A 16822-nucleotide genomic window follows, 5' to 3' on the forward strand; every position below is an offset into this window, starting at 1 on the left:
TGACTTCTCCTTTCTTATTTCAATTGAACTGATAAATTATTATTATTTAGGATCGTCGGAAAACATTTTAATGGCTTCATCCAGCGATTGATCAATAGCAAGGGGTGAATATGTAAACCATGGATCGGCCTTGATGAAATACACTTTGTGATTTTTGACCGCCGGCAGGTTTCTCCACAGTGCACTTTGCTCGATCTCCCTGAGCATGCCGTCCTTGCTCGCTTCATCATAAACCAGCATAATAATTCGGTCTCCTGACAGTTCAGGTAACTTTTCCATTGAAATAACATCATAAACATAATTAAATCTCGGGTCCTTCGCCAGCTTCTGGCGTATGTACTCAGGAGGATTCAATTCCAGTGAACGGTAAATAACATGTCCTACATTCCGCGCTCCGTATACCCTTAACACATTCTTATCGTAGGCCATATAAATCGTAACCGTTTCATCTTTTTTGAATTTTCCAGCCAGCTTCTTTCGACCTTCTTCAGCCTTTTTGTTGAAGCTAGCGATCCACTGCTCGGCTTCCTTGTCCTTACCCAGCACGGCTGCGACATCCCGCAGTTGCTCAAATACATCCCCATCTCCAAACGAAACGACTACGGTTGGAGCAATTTTCTCCAGCTGCTCCTTCACTTCTGGCGTGGTATATTCTGTTGTGATGATCAGGTTAGGTTGTAGCTCCAGTACCTTTTCAACATTCGTCGGGTTCCCAATATCCGCAACTCCGTCAATCTTACCTTTTAAATACTCACCTTCTAACAGATGAGAACCAACGCCTACTGGTTTGACACCCAGAGCCAGCATAGCATCCAAATATTGCGTCGTGACTACTCGCTGCGGATATACAGGAATACTGATCTTATTGCCAGCAGCATCTGTATATTCACGCATAGCAACCGTTTTTGATTGCTCGGAAGAATTATTAATGCCGCTCTCTTTGTTCGTCTGAGTGTTGTTACCTGCGTTCCCGCATGCGCCCAAGACTAACGTCAAAAGTACGATCAGACAAATCGTAACTCCCAATTTCGATCTGTTATTTTGCTGCACGATATATCCTCCTTAAATATATACATCTATTATGATAGTGATTCTCATTATCACATAACTGTTATTCTATCTTTTACCGACTCTTCTTACAATACAAATTTTAGAGTATTGCTTCCATAGAACCTTTGAATACAGAAATAGATTTATTTAATCCATAATCTGTTGACCCTTTTCTTGATATAATGCTAAGCTCTATTTAATCTTTAACCTAGTTAACTACTAGGTATAATAAACAATAAAAATCAGAAGTGAGGTCCTCGCTATGATTACTGTAAAAGCTCCATTGGTTTATTGGAATGAACCCGACGTGCTAAAGCGCAGTGGTGAAAAGGTCGCTTCTCTTGGGCAACATGCTTTGATTATTACCGGAAAAGCAGCTTTGCAAGTAGTACGCGACGATCTGTTGAATGCCTTAGAGCAGGCCGGGGTCAGCTACAAAATTCAACTATTTCAGGGACAATGCACTAGCAGCGAAATAATAACCTTTGTACAAACTGCGAAACAAGCGAAGGTTGATCTCATTATTGGGATTGACGGCGGCAAAACGCTCGATTTGTCTAAAGCTGTGGCAGAAAAAGCAGGATTGCCAATCGTCACTGTGCCAACGATAGCAGCCACCTGTGCCGCATGGTCAGCTTTGACCGTGCTTTATGATGATAACGGCCGAGCTGCCGGTTATTTACCCCTGCTTCGTTCTCCTGATCTGGTGCTGGCTGATACACATATATTGGCTACCGCCCCTAGACGCTATCTGGCCGCTGGGATTGGTGACACACTGGTAAAATGGCACGAGTTTGCTGTCAATTTGAGCGGTAACGCCCAAAGCCTGGCACTACGGAGCAGTGTCGCCACAGCCCAATTAGCGCTCGATATTTTGGAAGAGCATGCGCAAGCCGTATACGAAGCAGCCGGTACAGATACAATTCCTGCTTATATCATCCCGGCTTTTCAGGATGTACTGGACTCCATTATCGTGCTTGCCGGGTTGGTCGGAAGTGTACAAGACGGCTCGGTTCACGCGGCTATTGCACATGGACTGCATGACAGCCTGACACAATTTCCAGAAACTCATCATTCCCTGCATGGGGAAAAGGTTGCTTTTGGTTTATTCGTGCAGTGGGTACTGGAAGGCAAAAGTGACTCAGAGTTGCATGAGCGTGCGCTTCAGCTTCATCGTCTCGGCTTGCCTGTGTCTTTATCCGATTTGGGTATACAAAGTGAACCGGAACAGATTGCCAGCCGGATTGCCCAAGGCCTGGCCTTGCGTGAGGGTGCAGCGGATCACTTAGCTTTTGTAGTTACCCCTGAACCAGTCGCCACCGCTATTATCCGTGCAGATGCTATCGGACATACGGTGCGCCAATACAAACACACTTCCAATGAAAAGGTGATTACTTCATGAAAAAACAAGCTCCGCAACCCTTCCCCCTCTACTTCCTCCCAGCTTTACCTGGCGATTGTGCTTGCTGTATCCGGGTGTGCTACATCAGGCAATTCCGGAACACAAGAGGGGAGCGCAGCTAACCCTCGCCATTTTGAACCAGCCTTGATGATGCTAGGATTACTTGTCCCCTTTTAGCCAGCAACGCAGCAGTCACGGGATGATCGAAATGAATAAATTTATAGAATAAAAAGGACTGATGCGCATGTTTGCATCAGTCCGAAGCCTTAATTATGTTGGGCATACACCCGTTTTATTTCGATTGATCCACTAACTCCAGCTTGGCGGGAATTGATTTTTTCACGGTTTTCCCTTGGAGTACATCCTTGGCTGCCTGAACAGCCAATTGCCCAATTAGCACAGGCTGCTGAGCTACGGTGGCTGTCAGCTTACCCTCTTTAATAGATTTAAGCGCATCCTCGTTACCGTCAAAGCCGATGACAGGAATCTTCTTACCTGAGCTTTGGATGGCTTCGATTGCCCCCAGCGCCATTTCATCATTATGGGCAAATACGGCCTGAACATCCGGGTTGCCTTGCAGCAGATTTTCCATTACATTCAAGCCTTTGGTTCGGTCAAAATCGGCCGACTGCTTGGCAATAACTTTCAATTCCTTGTCCGCTACTTCGTGGAAGCCTTTCCCCCGTTCACGTGTGGCCGATGCGCCTGGTACGCCTTCCAGCTCAATGACCTTGGCACCTTTTCCGACTTGATCAATCACGTATCTAGCCGCCATCCGTCCTCCCTCAACATTGTCGGAGGCAACGAGCGCTTTCACATCTCCTTTGTCAGCGGAACGATCCAGCGTAATAACCGGGATGTTCAAAGCATTTGCAGACTGCACCACGGTAGAAATTGCCGACGAATCTGTCGGATTAATGAGCAAGGCGTTTACTCCCTGCTGAATCAGATCGTCCACGTCATTGCTTTGTTTCGCCGAATCATTTTGTGCATCGACGACAATAACCTGTAGTCCTTGTTTTTTGGCTTCTGCAACGACTCCGTCTTTGAGCGATACAAAAAATGGATTATTCAGCGTGGAGATCGACAAGCCGATTTTAATGTCCTTTAAGCTAGCGGCCGCTTTCGGTTTAGCCCATTCCGGCGGTTCCAGGGAACAGCCTGTCATAAGCAGGAGCAGCAAGGCTGTCATGATTAATGTAAGCTTTTTCATAATTGTGGTCTCCTTCTGTACAGATTAGGTGGTTTATGCGGATTTCTTGCGGTCAATCAATACTGCAATGGCGATTACGATCCCTTTTACCACCATTTGATAAAAAGAGTTAACCCCTAGCAAATTCAAGCCATTGTTTAATGTACCGATAATAAGCACACCAATCAACGTACCTACAATTCGTCCGCGTCCTCCTGACAGACTTGTTCCACCCAGTACGACGGCCGCAATGGCATCCAGTTCATAAGAGGTTCCTGCTGTCGGTTGCGCCGAGTTCAAACGTGAGGTCAAAATAGCACCCGCCAAAGCGGACAGCATTCCAGCGAGAGAGTAAATCCAAATTTTTACACGCGGCACTTTAATACCGGATACGATGGAAGCTTTCTCATTTCCTCCGATGGCATACGTTTTACGTCCAAACGGCGTTTTATGCAAAATGATCCACAGGACAGCAAAAGTAATGAGCATCGTAATCGCCGGAACCGGAATACCAAACTGGTAGCCACGACCGAACAATTGGAATACCAGACTGTCCCCGAGTCCTGTAATAGGATTTCCGTTGGTATAGACGAGTGTCAATCCTCTAAAAATGGTCATGGTTGCTAGTGTAGCGATGAACGGAGCCATTTTACCTTTGGTGATCATCAAGCCATTGACCATCCCCATCACACCACCCAATGCACAGCCAATGATAATTGCCAGAATGGGATCAAAGCCGGCCAGCATCATATTGGCGACAAAGGCACTGGATAGTGCTAATATGGAGCCGACTGACAAATCAATTCCACCTGTAAGAATAACGAAGGTCATACCAAACGCAATCAGCGCATTAATGGACACCTGGCGTAACAAATTCAAAATATTAAGCGGTTCCAAAAAGCTGGGATTCAACACAGAGACGATGATCACCAGAATAATGAGTCCCAACAACGGACCAAGCTTTTGTGTAATTTGTGACATCGCAAAGCCTTTGCTGCCTTTTGCTTCGTTCATAGTTGTCATATTACTGTCCTCCTGTAGCTAACGTCATAATGTTTTCTTGTGTGGCCTCTTCCCTGCTCAGCTCTCCGCTGATCTTGCCCTCATGCACCACGACAATACGGTCGCTCATGCCGAGTACCTCGGGGAGCTCTGAGGATACCATGATAATGGCGACCCCGCGTTCAGTCAGCTCATTCATCAACTGGTAAATTTCCCGTTTGGCCCCCACGTCTACACCTCGCGTTGGTTCGTCGAGGATGAGAACGTTGGGTCCAATGCCTACCCATTTGGCGATAACTACCTTTTGCTGATTCCCACCTGATAAGCTGCGGACAGGTGTTTCGCCCGATTGAGTTTTTATTTGTAAGCGCTTAATTAATGTGTTAACAAAATCCAGCTCTTTTTTGCCTGAGATAAATCCTTTGGATGTAAAGCTGAACAGATTCGGCAGCACCATGTTTTCCCGGATCGAAAAATCCAGCACCAAGCCCTCATCTTTACGGTCTTCTGTAATAAAGCCAATTCCCAGTTTCACGGCGTCATCCGGCTTGCGGATAGACACCTTTTTTCCACGTACATGTATCTCGCCGCTGTCCAAAGCATCCAGTCCAAAAAGTGCCCGCATGATCTCGGTCCGTCCCGAGCCCATCAAACCTGAGAAACCTACAATCTCACCCGATCTTACCGAAAAATTCACATTCTCAAACAGACCTGTATGCGAGGCGTTTTTGACCTCCAATACCACTTCCCCCAAAACAGGTATTCTTATCGGGTAACGTTCAGTTAGCTCTCTTCCGACCATTTTACGTACAACCTCATCAAAATTTGTATCGGGAATGGCCTGGGTATCCACTGTTTTTCCGTCACGCATGACGGTAATCCGGTCGCAGATCGCAAATATTTCCTCCATCCGGTGAGATATATACACAATCGAAACGCCTTCCTTTTTCAAGGAAGTAATAACCTCGAACAGCTTTTGAATTTCCCGTTCGGTTAAGGCTGCTGTCGGCTCATCCATCACGATCACTTTTGCATCCGTCATTAGTGCTTTGGCTATTTCAATCATTTGCTGTTGACCAACGGAGCAGTCGCCTGCCTCACCATTCAAAGGAAGATTTACCGCAAGCTTAGCGAATTGCGCGTTTGCTAACGCTTTCATTTTAGTGCTGTCCAGTAATCCCCACTTGGATGTCATTTCCTTGCCAATAAACAAATTTTCTAGCACCGTCATTTCCGGCCACACATTCAATTCCTGGTGAATAAAAGCAATTCCCTTTTGCTCGGCCTCCTTAGGGCTGGCAAAATACGTTTCCTGACCGTCGATCACGATCGTTCCATCATCACGCCGATGCAATCCGATTAAAATATTCATCAGCGTTGATTTACCTGCGCCATTTTCACCCATGAGAGCATGTACTTCTCCTTCACGGAGATCAAAATCTACACCACTCAGCACCTGATTGGTTCCAAAGGCTTTGTAAATTCCCTTCATTTGAATCTGCATGCTGCACCCTCCTTCTTATTCAAAAAATAACTTTTCATCAAAAGTAAACCCCCGCCTGCAAAATACAATTGGCATACGGCTTGGCTTCACCTGTACGAATGACCGCCTTGGCATGCCTGGTCAGCTCCTTGAATTGTTCATGCGAACAAAACTCAATGACAGCAGCCTGCTCCAGATTCAAATGAAGGGAAGTCACCTGCGGATTTTCTAGCTTCTCCCCTGCAAATGTGCGGGTAATATACTGTAGTGCCTGTTCGTTTTCTTGTTTGATTTCTTCAGCCAACGTTACCTTTTCGATCACCATATCTGCAGCGATTACATCAACTACGTCTTGAAAAGAGGGAACGCCTACTTTCAGGGCCAAGTCTATTTTGGTAACGCCTTCAGGAACAGGTAGACCGGCATCGGCCACGACAATATAGTCCGTGTGGCCGAGATCCGACAGTACTTTGCATATATGACTGTTCAGGATTCCATGTTTTTTCATATTATAATTGCTCCTCCACTTCACGGCGGGTCGGCATGCCACCCTGGGCTCCAAATTTGGTTACGGACAATGAAGCAGCACGATTAGCGAATTTTACACTGTCTGCCAGCGATTTTCCTTCAGCCAGCGCCACCGCAAATGCAGCATTAAATGTATCCCCAGCACCAGTCGTATCCACAGCTTCTACTTTATAAGTAGGAACCACAACTTCCTGTTCACCGTCGAAGAACCGTACGCCATTACTGCCTTCAGTCACAAACAGCTTGTTCGGATATTTGCGCAAGGCCTCTTGAAGGCTCAAATCCTTGAACATGATAGCAGCCTCATGCTCATTCGGCGTAATGTATGTCGCATTCTCAATCACGCTTTCTTCCACTTCACGAGCCGGAGCAGGATTGAGCAAAAACGGTATTTGGTACTTCGCACAAATTTCGCTTACATAAACAACCGTTTCTGTCGGTATTTCCTGTTGAATCAACACAATATCCGAGCTTCGGATGACATCAAGCGCCTCTTCCACATAGGCGGGGGTCACTTCATTATTCGCTGCTTTTACCACGACAATACTGTTATCGCCCTCAGCCAGCACAATATGTGCTGTTCCGCTTTCCATATGTGTAACCGGTTTCACATAATCAATATGGACATGATTTTCTTCGAAATTGCGTAAAATTTGTTGTCCGAAATGGTCATCTCCTACACGTCCAATCATCGTGACGTTCGCTCCGAGCCGGGCTGCGGCTACTGCCTGATTGGCGCCTTTGCCTCCAGGCACGGTTGTAAAGCTTTCGCCCAGTACGGTTTCTCCTGCACCGGGGCGTTTGGTTGAAGTAACTACGAGATCCATTGAACTGCTTCCGATAATCGAAATTTTAGCCATGAAAATCCACCTTTCTCGTCGTTTCCCGCTCAATGAATTTGACGGGCAACTGTATGCTTGAATGAGTAAGTATATTCGAATGAAGATTCGGTGTGCTTGACTTCGTTGCTTGCGATTGCTCAATCAGTTGAATCAGCAGACCTGCTGCTTCCCAGCCCATTTCATAGGCAGGCTGACGGATCGTTGACAAAGGCGGGAATAACAAGCTGCTTAATGGTATATCATCAAACCCGATAATTTGAACATCATCCGGGATTTTCTTTCCTAATCGATGCGCCTCATGTATTACCGCTGTAGCTACAATATCGTTACTGGCAATAACTCCATCCGTATCCGGGTGCTTGCTGAACAGTTCTTTGGCCCATGACTCCGCATCCTTAAACGAAAAGGACGTTGTTTCGACGACATGATAAGCAATGTTCGATTGCTGAAGCTCTTCAACCGCCCCGAGAAAACGATCCTGCGCTGGACGAATATGTGCGGGTCCCTGCAAGACTGTAATTTGTTTGCTGCCACGGGCAACCATTTCCTGAGCTGCCAATCGACCGCCATAGGCTCCATCCGCATATACGGAGAGGCTGTCACTGGAAGTCCGATCGAGAAAAACGACTGGTATTTTCAGCCTGGCGTAGCAATCGGCGTCGGGATCATTGGTAGATGAAATGACACCAACGACGTTATTTTGAACAAACGTGTCCATGTAATCCAGTTCTTTTTGACGATCTTCATCACTATTGCCAAAAATAATCCGAAAGTCATTTTCTTGCATTCGATCCTCCACCCCGCGAGCTAGCAAGGGAAAGTAAGGATTCGTAATATCCGGCAGAAGCAGGCCAATTAATCTGGATTTCTTTTTATACAAAGAACGAGCAACTTCATTCGGCTTGTAATTCAGCTGCTTGACAGCTGCCTCAACCTTCCGGCGTGTGTCCTCATGCACATATCCTGTTTCATTAATAACTCTGGATACAGTCGCTACAGAAACACCTGCATGGCTGGCGACCTGTTTTATTGTTGTCATTGTGTAGTTTCAACTCCAATGTGTAACCGGTTACACATATAAAATATCACAGCATTTATTTTTTTACAAGCATTAAATATTTGCACGTTAAGTCCTTTAGCCTTATAATCCTTATTGTAACCAATTGAGTTTCACCTTTAAGACACATTCTAAAAATGAGCTGTGCCATTTCAGGTTATGCAATAAAAAATGTAAACATGGAGGCTTTTCCTTATGAATATTGAAGTTTGGTCTGATTTTATGTGCCCGTTCTGTTATATCGGCAAACGCCGTTTGGAACAAGTGCTGCAGCAATTTCCACACCGTGATGAAGTGAAATTGACGTTTAAGAGCTTTGAGCTGAACCCCGATGCTGTAAGAGATAGTGGTAAAACGATTAATGAAGAGCTGTCTGCTAAATATGGCGTCAGTCTGCAAGAGGCTCAGTCGATGAATGACCGGATGAACGAAAATGCACGCTCTGCGGGTTTGGCGTACAACATCCATGCGATGGTGCCGACCAACTCTCTTGATGCTCACCGTTTGACACATTGGGCACAAACGCAGGGCAAAATGCTGGAACTTAGCGAGCGTTTATTCCAGGCTGTTTTTATAGAAGGCCAGCATACCGGCGACCAAGAAGTGCTTACGGCATTGGCTGCTGAGGTTGGTTTGGATCAGAATGAAGCCGCCGCCATATTAGCCAGTGACCGCTTTACAAACGAAGTTAGAGCCGATGAAGCCGAAGGCGCTGAGTTAGGTGTTCGAGGTGTACCGTTCTTTGTGTTTGATCGGAAATTTGCAGTTTCGGGCGCTCAGCCGGATGAAGTGTTCCGTGATGCTCTGCAAAAAGCATGGGACGAACGTTCTCCATTTACGATGGTAAACGCAGGTTCCTCCGAAAATGATGCAGGCGGTATATGTACCGACGACGGTTGTGAAATTCCTCGCCATAACTAAAGCTTCTAAAATAGCGTACCGGCAGCCGATTAGCCCTGCTGCTGGTACGCTTCTTTAATTTTTATAACGATTTAATCATTCCGCCATCGACAAGAATGGTACTGCCTGTCAAATAGGATGAAGCTGTGGACGCCAGAAAAGCGACGACTTTACCAAACTCCTCAGGCTCTCCATATCGTCCTAATGGAATGCCCCCTTCTGCTTGATGGCGAACCTCATCCGCTGTTTGCTGGGTTTTCTCCGCTCGAAGCTCGTCCAAGCTACGAACACGATCCGTTGCAATTCTCCCCGGTGCTACAGTATGTACCAAAATATTGTATGGAGCTAATTCCATAGACAATGTCTTCGCCAATCCAGCGACCCCAGTACGTAGCGTATTGGAGATAATCAGGCCAGGAATCGGCTGCTTTACTGAAGATGAGGCAATATTTAAAATTCTACCGCTTTGTTGTTTTTTCATATATGGCAGAACCTCACGAATCAATCGGATATGACTAAGTAAATTTTGCTCAAAGGCCTGCAGCCAAACTTCATCCGTAAAGTCATCGAAGGTTCCGGCAGGGGGACCACCCGCATTGTTAACCAAAATATCGATCGTACCATATAAATCCGCTGTGTGGCGGATGGCCTCGGAAATATGCTCTGGTTTCGTTACATCACACACTATATATTCAACCCGTCCACTCGCCGTTGCCTGTAATTCTGCCTGTGTCCGCTGAAGCTCTGCTTCGTTCCGTCCCGAAATCATGACATTCGCCCCTTCACGCGCCAGCTCTCGTGCGCATGCCTTGCCAAGGCCTTTACTGGAACCTGCCACAAAGGCAGCCTTTCCTGTTAATCCTAAATCCATCTATGCCACTCCCTTTTCTCTGTCATCTCTATTTAATTGTACACATGCCGGACACGTAATGCGAGTATCCTTTCCTTTTAAGCACCAAAAATGCTATGATGCCGAACTACTTTCTCACGTAGTTGGAATGACGAAATCAATTCTTGATTCCAAAGTCAAATAGAAAAGACTCTGACGATTTAGTCAAGAGCCTTTTCGCTTTTACAAAATTTGTTGTTCACAGGAATTAAGGTGTTGATATAGGCGTTGATGATTTTGACTGCTCGTATACAACCACGGACTGGCTCTCAGGCTCCCATTTAACATTTGTCCCCAAGGCCTCACCGATTACCCTTACAGGCACCATGGTCGTCCCGTCCTCGATGGATGCCGGCTGCTCGATTGAATACGGCTGACCATTAATATATGCTTTGGAACTGTTAACAAATAATTTGACGGATACGTCGTTACGAGTTACAGTAACTGCCTTTTCTTTTGGATCCCAGGAGACCTTCGCATCCAGGGCTTCGGAAGCTGTTCTAAACGGAACAAGTGTGGTGCCATTGCGATTAATCGGTTTGGTATCGTATTCTTCACCGTTCACGAACAGCTTCATACCCGACTTCCGTCCAGCCTTCTTCGCGAATTCACCCAGCTTTTTGTAGCTGTCCAGATTGGACACATCAGCTAGCACCGCCTCCTCCTGCATGTAAACGGCATCCGTTACATTTCCGTTTTCAGCCAGCAAATCAGCTGCCTCAGTCAGTGCTTTACCGGAATTCCGAATCAATTCGAGTTCAGCAACCTGCTTCTGTGTCAATCGGTCCGGGTATTTTGTAAGCAGCAGGTTCGCAATAACTGCACCTGCCGGCTTGTCCTTCGTATTTTCTACCGCATTAAGCAGACCCTTGTATCCGTTGTGTCCCTTGTGACCATTATGGCCTTTAGACTCCCCGTAGGTGTCATACGTTACTGCAGTTACTGTAGTAGGTGCAGTTTCACCCTTTTTGCCGGCTGTTTCGTCCTTCCGTTTTTTGGATTGATCATTGTCTGAATCATGCGGTTTGATTACCTTTTCCGTGCTCTTTTCATTCTCCTCTTTAATGGACATCTTTGCTTCCCGTTTGCCCTCTTGATCATTTCCGCGTCCTGGCTTGGCTGCAGCGGTTCCCGCTGTCAATCCCAAGACCAATATACACGCTAATAAGGCTGTCCAAGTGTTTCTCATGATGCGATTCCTCCTTATAGTAAGACCGGGCTCAAATGTCCCTAGATGTATTAACGGCTTCTATAAGCTGATTTTTTATCTTTTTTTTATCTAATGTGTGAAACACCGTTAAAGCTGCAGTCCTGATTGCAAATCCACTATAAAATTTTTTATTATACGCCTAACCTATTTCCGCAGTATAATGGAAATTACACATGTTTTTTTAAGAATCAGCCTTTACATTCGGATAATAGAAAGAAGATGAAACAGACATGTTCGGCACCATTCTTTTGGAAGTTGTTTTACCTATTTTTGTACTCATTGGCTTGGGGTGTATCATGCAATATTATTTTCGACTGGATTTGTACACCTTAGCTAAAATCAATTTTTACTATATCACCCCTGCGGTAGTGTTTACGGGCCTTTATAACTCAGAAATATCCTTAATGCTAATGGGTGAGGTTTCGCTTTTTTATGCCTTATACATAGCTATTCTGTATGTGATCAGTACAACCGTCGCCCGATCTTTGAAATATAGCCGCGGGATGCGTGGTGCCTTTACAAACAGTGTTATGCTGGATAATTCAGGGAATTATGGTCTACCGATTAACCAATTGGTATTCAAAGGTGATCCACTGGCCATTTCTGTTCAAGCTCTGATTATGACCTTTCAAAGCTTTGTTACGTTTACATACGGTACTTTTGTTGTACAAAATGGTAAGGCCAATACGCGAAAGATTTTAATTAATTTTTTGAAAATGCCTGTGCCATACGCGCTTGCGCTGGGCTTGCTGCTGAATGTGTTGCATAGTCCATTACCTCATTTACTAACTGAGCCTTTGAATTATATCAGCCAGTCGATGGTTGCCGTTGCTTTGCTTACTTTGGGAGCGCAAATTGTGCAATATCCTTTCCGCTTGCGCCGTACAGCTGTGTACATCAGTATGATACTCCGCCTGATCACAGGTCCCATAGTGGGTTTTCTGCTCGTATCACTGCTTGGCCTTAAAGGAATTCCGGCTCAGGCGCTGCTGATTGCATCTGGTATGCCTACTGGCGTTAATACAAGTATTTTGGCGGAAGAATATAAAAATGAACCTGATTTTGCCGCACAAACGGTACTACTTTCTACAATTGTGAATGTCATTACGATGACACTGTTAATTTCAGTATCCCGGCATATGGTTTGATAAGATTGATCCGCTATCAAATTGGAACAAAACGCTTCTGCCGAGTGGCAGGAGTATTTTTTTACGAAAAAAGGAACATAAGTTCGGTATTTTTGTCTTTTTCCTAATAGGAGTGGTTTGTATGTTATACGAGGATAGTAGGCGAGAAAGAATCATTATCTATTATGAATTTTTCATATAGTGAAATAATAATTATTTATATGTTATTGAAGCTGGATTGGTTGCTGCTTTTACCCTTGTCTTTGAACTGGTTTTCTGAAGGATTAAGAGTTGTCGGGGCCACTAAAAATAAAGCCAGCTCACTCTTTTAAAAGTGGCTGGCATGTTACGTTCCGATTGCCTTCAATTTTGGGGCTCACGGCTTTTTAAGGCTCGATCCCCCATTGCTTGCTTCCAGACAAGTAAGCGGTTACCTTAGTGGAATCTTTTAAGCTATTCGCTGTGGGATCAAAGGAATAGTCATCGGTTTGTGTGTAATTGCTCCAGTCCACTTTGGATATCCGGGTTTGCAACTCGACACTTTGACCAGGCTGTAAAGAACCCGCAGCAGGCTTAAAACCAATTTCTGCGTAAGAATCTGCCCCTGGCTTCGTATTGGATAGCGTTTTAAAGCTAGCAATCACGTTCTCTGTTCCAATGCTTGACCAATCCGTAAAGAAAATTTGGGCTTTATCCCCGTCAATGGTGTAGTGATATCGTAGTGTCACGTCTGCAAGGGAAATGGATGAGGTTCCCGTATTGGTTATTTTAAACTTGGAACTGATCGTATTACTTATTGCAGATACATTTCCATTAAAGGCTTGTACCTTCAGAACACCCTCCTCAGTTCCCGGCTCACCGGGCTTATCTCCTTTTACCGTAATTGTGAATACTGCATCGTTGCCTGTACTAAAGTGGAAGTTCAGCGCTGTCTCTCCTTTTGGCAGTTTGGATAAATACTGATTGGTCAGAACGACCGTTTCTCCACTAAGCGTATAATCCTCACCTTTTTTCAACACCACGCTTCCCTGCTTGATGGCGTCCAGCATATTGCCGTTAAGTGTAAGTTTGACGGCAATATCGGTATTGCTATTATCCACTCCATAGGTTGCAGCTGTCGGTGTAATGCTTGCTTGTCCGGTAGAAGGTTGGTCACCCCCTACTCTATCCGCTACCAAAATGCCACGGCCATTCGTTCCCAGATAAGCACGTCCATAAATTCGCGGATCACCAATAATTGTAGTTACACGAGCATATTGGTGCTTGTCATCATTAATGCGTACCCAATTTGTCCCTGCATCATCCGAGCGGTAAAACCCGCGTGTACCGTCAATTTTACCAACAATAAATACCGCTGCATTGGTACGGTTGGGCGCTGCTTTACCAAAGCCTATAGAATCTGCCTCCTGTACATTTGAGAGCTTGGTGAATGTAACACCGGAATCCTTGGAATGCCATAAGCCGTATGGGCCTCCGTCCTCGGAGCCTCCAGCGAACCACACATCTCCTTCTGCTCCTCGTACAGCATCAATGTCGGCATTGCCTTCTGTTGGCAATCCGGTTGCCGCTGATGCCGTGAATGATGCACCTCCATTGGTGCTCACATATATTTTTCCGGAAGCAAATGCGTAATATTTATTAGAATTCACCCGGTCAGAGGCGATTTTTGCATTTGTGGGAACCTGTGCTTGCTGTCCATGAGTTGCCGCCCGTTTTGGAGTAGAATACCCCCTTATCCGATGTACTCCAGAGCAAACCATTGCCATCAGCCGCTACCGCGATGCTGCCTCCTCCTGCTGTACCGGAAGGCTCGCTGTTAGCTTTGTACCAGTTCGCTCCACCATCATTGGAAAATCCGATGGATTTGGCATTTGGATCTTTTTTGTAATCCGCTTTGCCCACCCGTGCCATAAAAGCAGGATTCAGCTCGGCATAATCAATGCTTTCGCTGCTTGTAAAGGTCGGATTATCCAGCATCTTAGCTGGAGCCTTGAACAAGTCGTCATGTCTAAAACCGGAGACATCACCTACTGCGCTCACCAAAGGTGCACCAGTTGGAGGACTTACCAGATCCAGAATTGCCGTTTCCTCTATCCTTTAGCGGTCACTGAAATGTCCAGCTTGCCTCCTTTATCCCAGTTGGTCAGGTTTTTAGAGCCATAAATCGTAGCTCCCGTCCCATACAGCATATGGTCTGAATTAAATGGATCAATCTCCAGATCACCGATCATCCAATCCAGTTTCGGGGATACCTCGGGTGGCGCAGGATTGGCATTAAAGGTCAGCCAAGGCGCAGCTGTTATATCCAAATTGTATTTCAGCTTGCGAGTCGGATACCCATCGAATTCCCAAATCGGACTCCAGGTTGTCCCGCTGTCGGTGCTGCGGTAAATCGTTGCATCCGGCCACCAGGAATTCAAAGTAGCCACCATAAGAGTACCCGGCTTCTGCGCGTCTACTGTCAGTCCACCATATCCAAAATAATTGTCTGTGCTGCTACTGGCAACGGGGCTAATGTTGCTCCATTGCCCACTTGCTGTATTCAATTTCCACACTTCTCCCTTTGTCCAATCGTATGGCCCTGCTCCATCACTATACGAAATGTACAGATTACCATCCGACGATAACACCCCATGATGTGGCAAATAGCCGGTTGGTTGTCCTGCGATAGCAGACCAGGTTGTCCCGCCATCTGTACTCCGATAGACACTTTGCTTTTTATCCGCAACACCTGCATAGATCGTCTGTGTTGCTTTACTATCAGAGCCCGTCTTTTTGTCAAAAGTAATCCAGGCCAGACCGACAATATCACTCGTATACTCATTCGAAGGGTCCTGCACATACGTTCCTGGATTTGGAAAGCTGCTCACCTTGCTCCAGGTTGCCCCATAATCCGAGCTTTTCCATAATCCATTACCACTACGGGCTCCAAAGAACAGTATATTGTTCTTGTTCGGATCAATAACCAGACGTTCACCCATCGAGCGCCCTGGCATATTGCCTCCCACCTTAAAAGGAAGCTTTGTCGTCTGCTACGTATTGCCCCGGTCGGTAGAACGCATAATTTGCCCGTTTTGTTTATCCCATGAATTTGTATACGTACCTGTAGCTATATATACACGATTTGGTTCAACAGGATCGGTGGCCAGTGCATCCACACCATTTTTGTTCCAATCCTCCCAGCCCACAGAATCCGTCAATGGAATCCAAGTCTCATTGGCAGCATCCCAGCGGTAAGCACCTCCGATATCTGTCCGGGCATAGATCAGATTTTTTTCCTTTTCATTAAAAATGATACCAGGCACAAAACCGCCGCCTCCACCCGTAACGACACTTTTCCAAGTGTAATCGTCACTTGGAGCCGCATGGGTCGGCGCTACCATCCCCGTCCAGGAAGCACCCGCTACCACAAGCGCCAAACATGCAATTCTCAACCTGCTTTTTGCTTTACTCAATGAATTCAACCTCCTTCTTCATTTTCATTTGAATGTGCAAGCCATACCAGATGAAAGAAGCCCTCACCTCCAATCATTTATCGATAAAATAAAGTTGCGAAATTCCATTAGTGTTAGCGCTTACATTTGTTCTTGCACAATAGATTCGTCATCTTTTTTCCAGTTCCTTGTGTAAAAAATCAAGATAATGTAATATTAACGCCCGTAGCACAGTCTGCACTAAGGGTGAATTTTTCATATAGTGAATTAATTACTATATTCCTCATTCTTTTAGCTGTCTAAATACTTTGATATATAGCAAAAAACCGCGCATTGCGCGGGCCGTATGACCATCATGTCCGCATACATGCATAACACCGGGGACTGTTGATTTATAAGGCGTATCCTTTTCATCCTGAATGGGAAGCGCATCAAAATCGGCACGAAATGCAATCGTTCTACCCGGCTGACCCCCCTCTAAAATGCCAAGTACTGACTCCACCATTACCCGAGCATGCCGATAATACTAGCACTAGTGACAGAGTTAGAGCTACCATCTTTGCATATCGACTTGTTCGTTTCACCTGTAAAACACTCTCCAATCTTAGGGGGAGTGTTATGAATGCATTGCATTTTTGAGCGATCTTCCATTGTTGATAATTCCAATCAGTTATATATGAATTATACAAATAACTGTATACCTGCG

At 45.6% G+C, this 16822-nt stretch carries 12 protein-coding genes and 2 pseudogenes; 3 read left to right on the top strand and 11 right to left on the bottom strand.

Annotated features, from left to right (window positions below; genetic code table 11):
- Positions 1–42 precede the first annotated feature (42 nt).
- Complete coding sequence (locus LCF57_RS23520) at positions 43–1050, bottom strand: ABC transporter substrate-binding protein (RefSeq protein WP_226002867.1); 1008 nt, start codon at positions 1048–1050, stop codon at positions 43–45.
- 262 nt (positions 1051–1312) lie between these two features.
- Here LCF57_RS23520 and LCF57_RS23525 point away from each other — a divergent pair, with 262 nt between their 5' ends.
- Positions 1313–2452: an iron-containing alcohol dehydrogenase family protein gene (locus tag LCF57_RS23525; RefSeq protein ID WP_226002868.1), complete on the top strand. Its 1140-nt coding sequence runs from the start codon at positions 1313–1315 to the stop codon at positions 2450–2452.
- Positions 2453–2744: 292 nt separating this feature from the next.
- Here LCF57_RS23525 and rbsB read toward each other — a convergent pair whose 3' ends face one another.
- From rbsB to LCF57_RS23555, 6 genes are read right to left on the bottom strand one after another with little or no spacing between them, the layout of a single operon-like run.
- Positions 2745–3665, bottom strand: a complete 921-nt coding sequence (gene rbsB / locus LCF57_RS23530; RefSeq protein WP_226002869.1) for a ribose ABC transporter substrate-binding protein RbsB — start codon at positions 3663–3665, stop codon at positions 2745–2747.
- 33 nt (positions 3666–3698) lie between these two features.
- Positions 3699–4667, bottom strand: a complete 969-nt coding sequence (rbsC, locus tag LCF57_RS23535; RefSeq protein WP_226002870.1) for an ABC transporter permease subunit — start codon at positions 4665–4667, stop codon at positions 3699–3701.
- A gap of 1 nt (position 4668) precedes the next feature.
- The gene (locus tag LCF57_RS23540; protein ID WP_226002871.1) at positions 4669–6150 is read right to left on the bottom strand and encodes a sugar ABC transporter ATP-binding protein; all 1482 of its coding nucleotides are present in this window, start codon (positions 6148–6150) and stop codon (positions 4669–4671) included.
- A gap of 37 nt (positions 6151–6187) precedes the next feature.
- Positions 6188–6637, bottom strand: coding sequence for a D-ribose pyranase (rbsD, locus tag LCF57_RS23545; protein ID WP_226002872.1), 450 nt, complete (start codon positions 6635–6637; stop codon positions 6188–6190).
- 1 nt (position 6638) lies between these two features.
- Positions 6639–7517 carry a ribokinase gene (gene rbsK, locus LCF57_RS23550; RefSeq protein ID WP_226002873.1) on the bottom strand — a complete coding sequence of 293 codons (879 nt, stop codon included), beginning with the start codon at positions 7515–7517 and terminating at the stop codon, positions 6639–6641.
- Positions 7510–8538, bottom strand: coding sequence for a LacI family DNA-binding transcriptional regulator (locus tag LCF57_RS23555; protein ID WP_226002874.1), 1029 nt, complete (start codon positions 8536–8538; stop codon positions 7510–7512). Before LCF57_RS23555 ends, rbsK begins: the two co-directional genes overlap by 8 nt.
- Positions 8539–8751: 213 nt before the next feature.
- Here LCF57_RS23555 and LCF57_RS23560 point away from each other — a divergent pair, with 213 nt between their 5' ends.
- Positions 8752–9477, top strand: a complete 726-nt coding sequence (locus LCF57_RS23560) for a DsbA family oxidoreductase (protein WP_226002875.1) — start codon at positions 8752–8754, stop codon at positions 9475–9477.
- A 61-nt stretch (positions 9478–9538) separates the two neighbouring features.
- Here the strand turns inward: LCF57_RS23560 and LCF57_RS23565 are convergent, their stop codons facing one another.
- On the bottom strand, positions 9539–10327 hold the full coding sequence (locus tag LCF57_RS23565; protein WP_226002876.1) for an SDR family oxidoreductase: 789 nt from the start codon (positions 10325–10327) through the stop codon (positions 9539–9541).
- A 226-nt stretch (positions 10328–10553) separates the two neighbouring features.
- Positions 10554–11534, bottom strand: a complete 981-nt coding sequence (locus LCF57_RS23570; protein WP_226002877.1) for a copper amine oxidase N-terminal domain-containing protein — start codon at positions 11532–11534, stop codon at positions 10554–10556.
- Between the two features lie 251 nt (positions 11535–11785).
- Here LCF57_RS23570 and LCF57_RS23575 point away from each other — a divergent pair, with 251 nt between their 5' ends.
- Positions 11786–12703, top strand: a complete 918-nt coding sequence (locus tag LCF57_RS23575) for an AEC family transporter (protein WP_226002878.1) — start codon at positions 11786–11788, stop codon at positions 12701–12703.
- A 365-nt stretch (positions 12704–13068) separates the two neighbouring features.
- Here the strand turns inward: LCF57_RS23575 and LCF57_RS23580 are convergent.
- Positions 13069–16137 (bottom strand): annotated as a pseudogene (locus LCF57_RS23580) (X2-like carbohydrate binding domain-containing protein).
- Between the two features lie 274 nt (positions 16138–16411).
- Positions 16412–16609 (bottom strand): annotated as a pseudogene (locus LCF57_RS23585) (M20/M25/M40 family metallo-hydrolase); the annotation flags it as partial.
- Positions 16610–16822: the final 213 nt, after the last annotated feature.

Source organism: Paenibacillus sp. BJ-4, assembly GCF_020404765.1.
Classification (GTDB): domain Bacteria; phylum Bacillota; class Bacilli; order Paenibacillales; family Paenibacillaceae; genus Paenibacillus.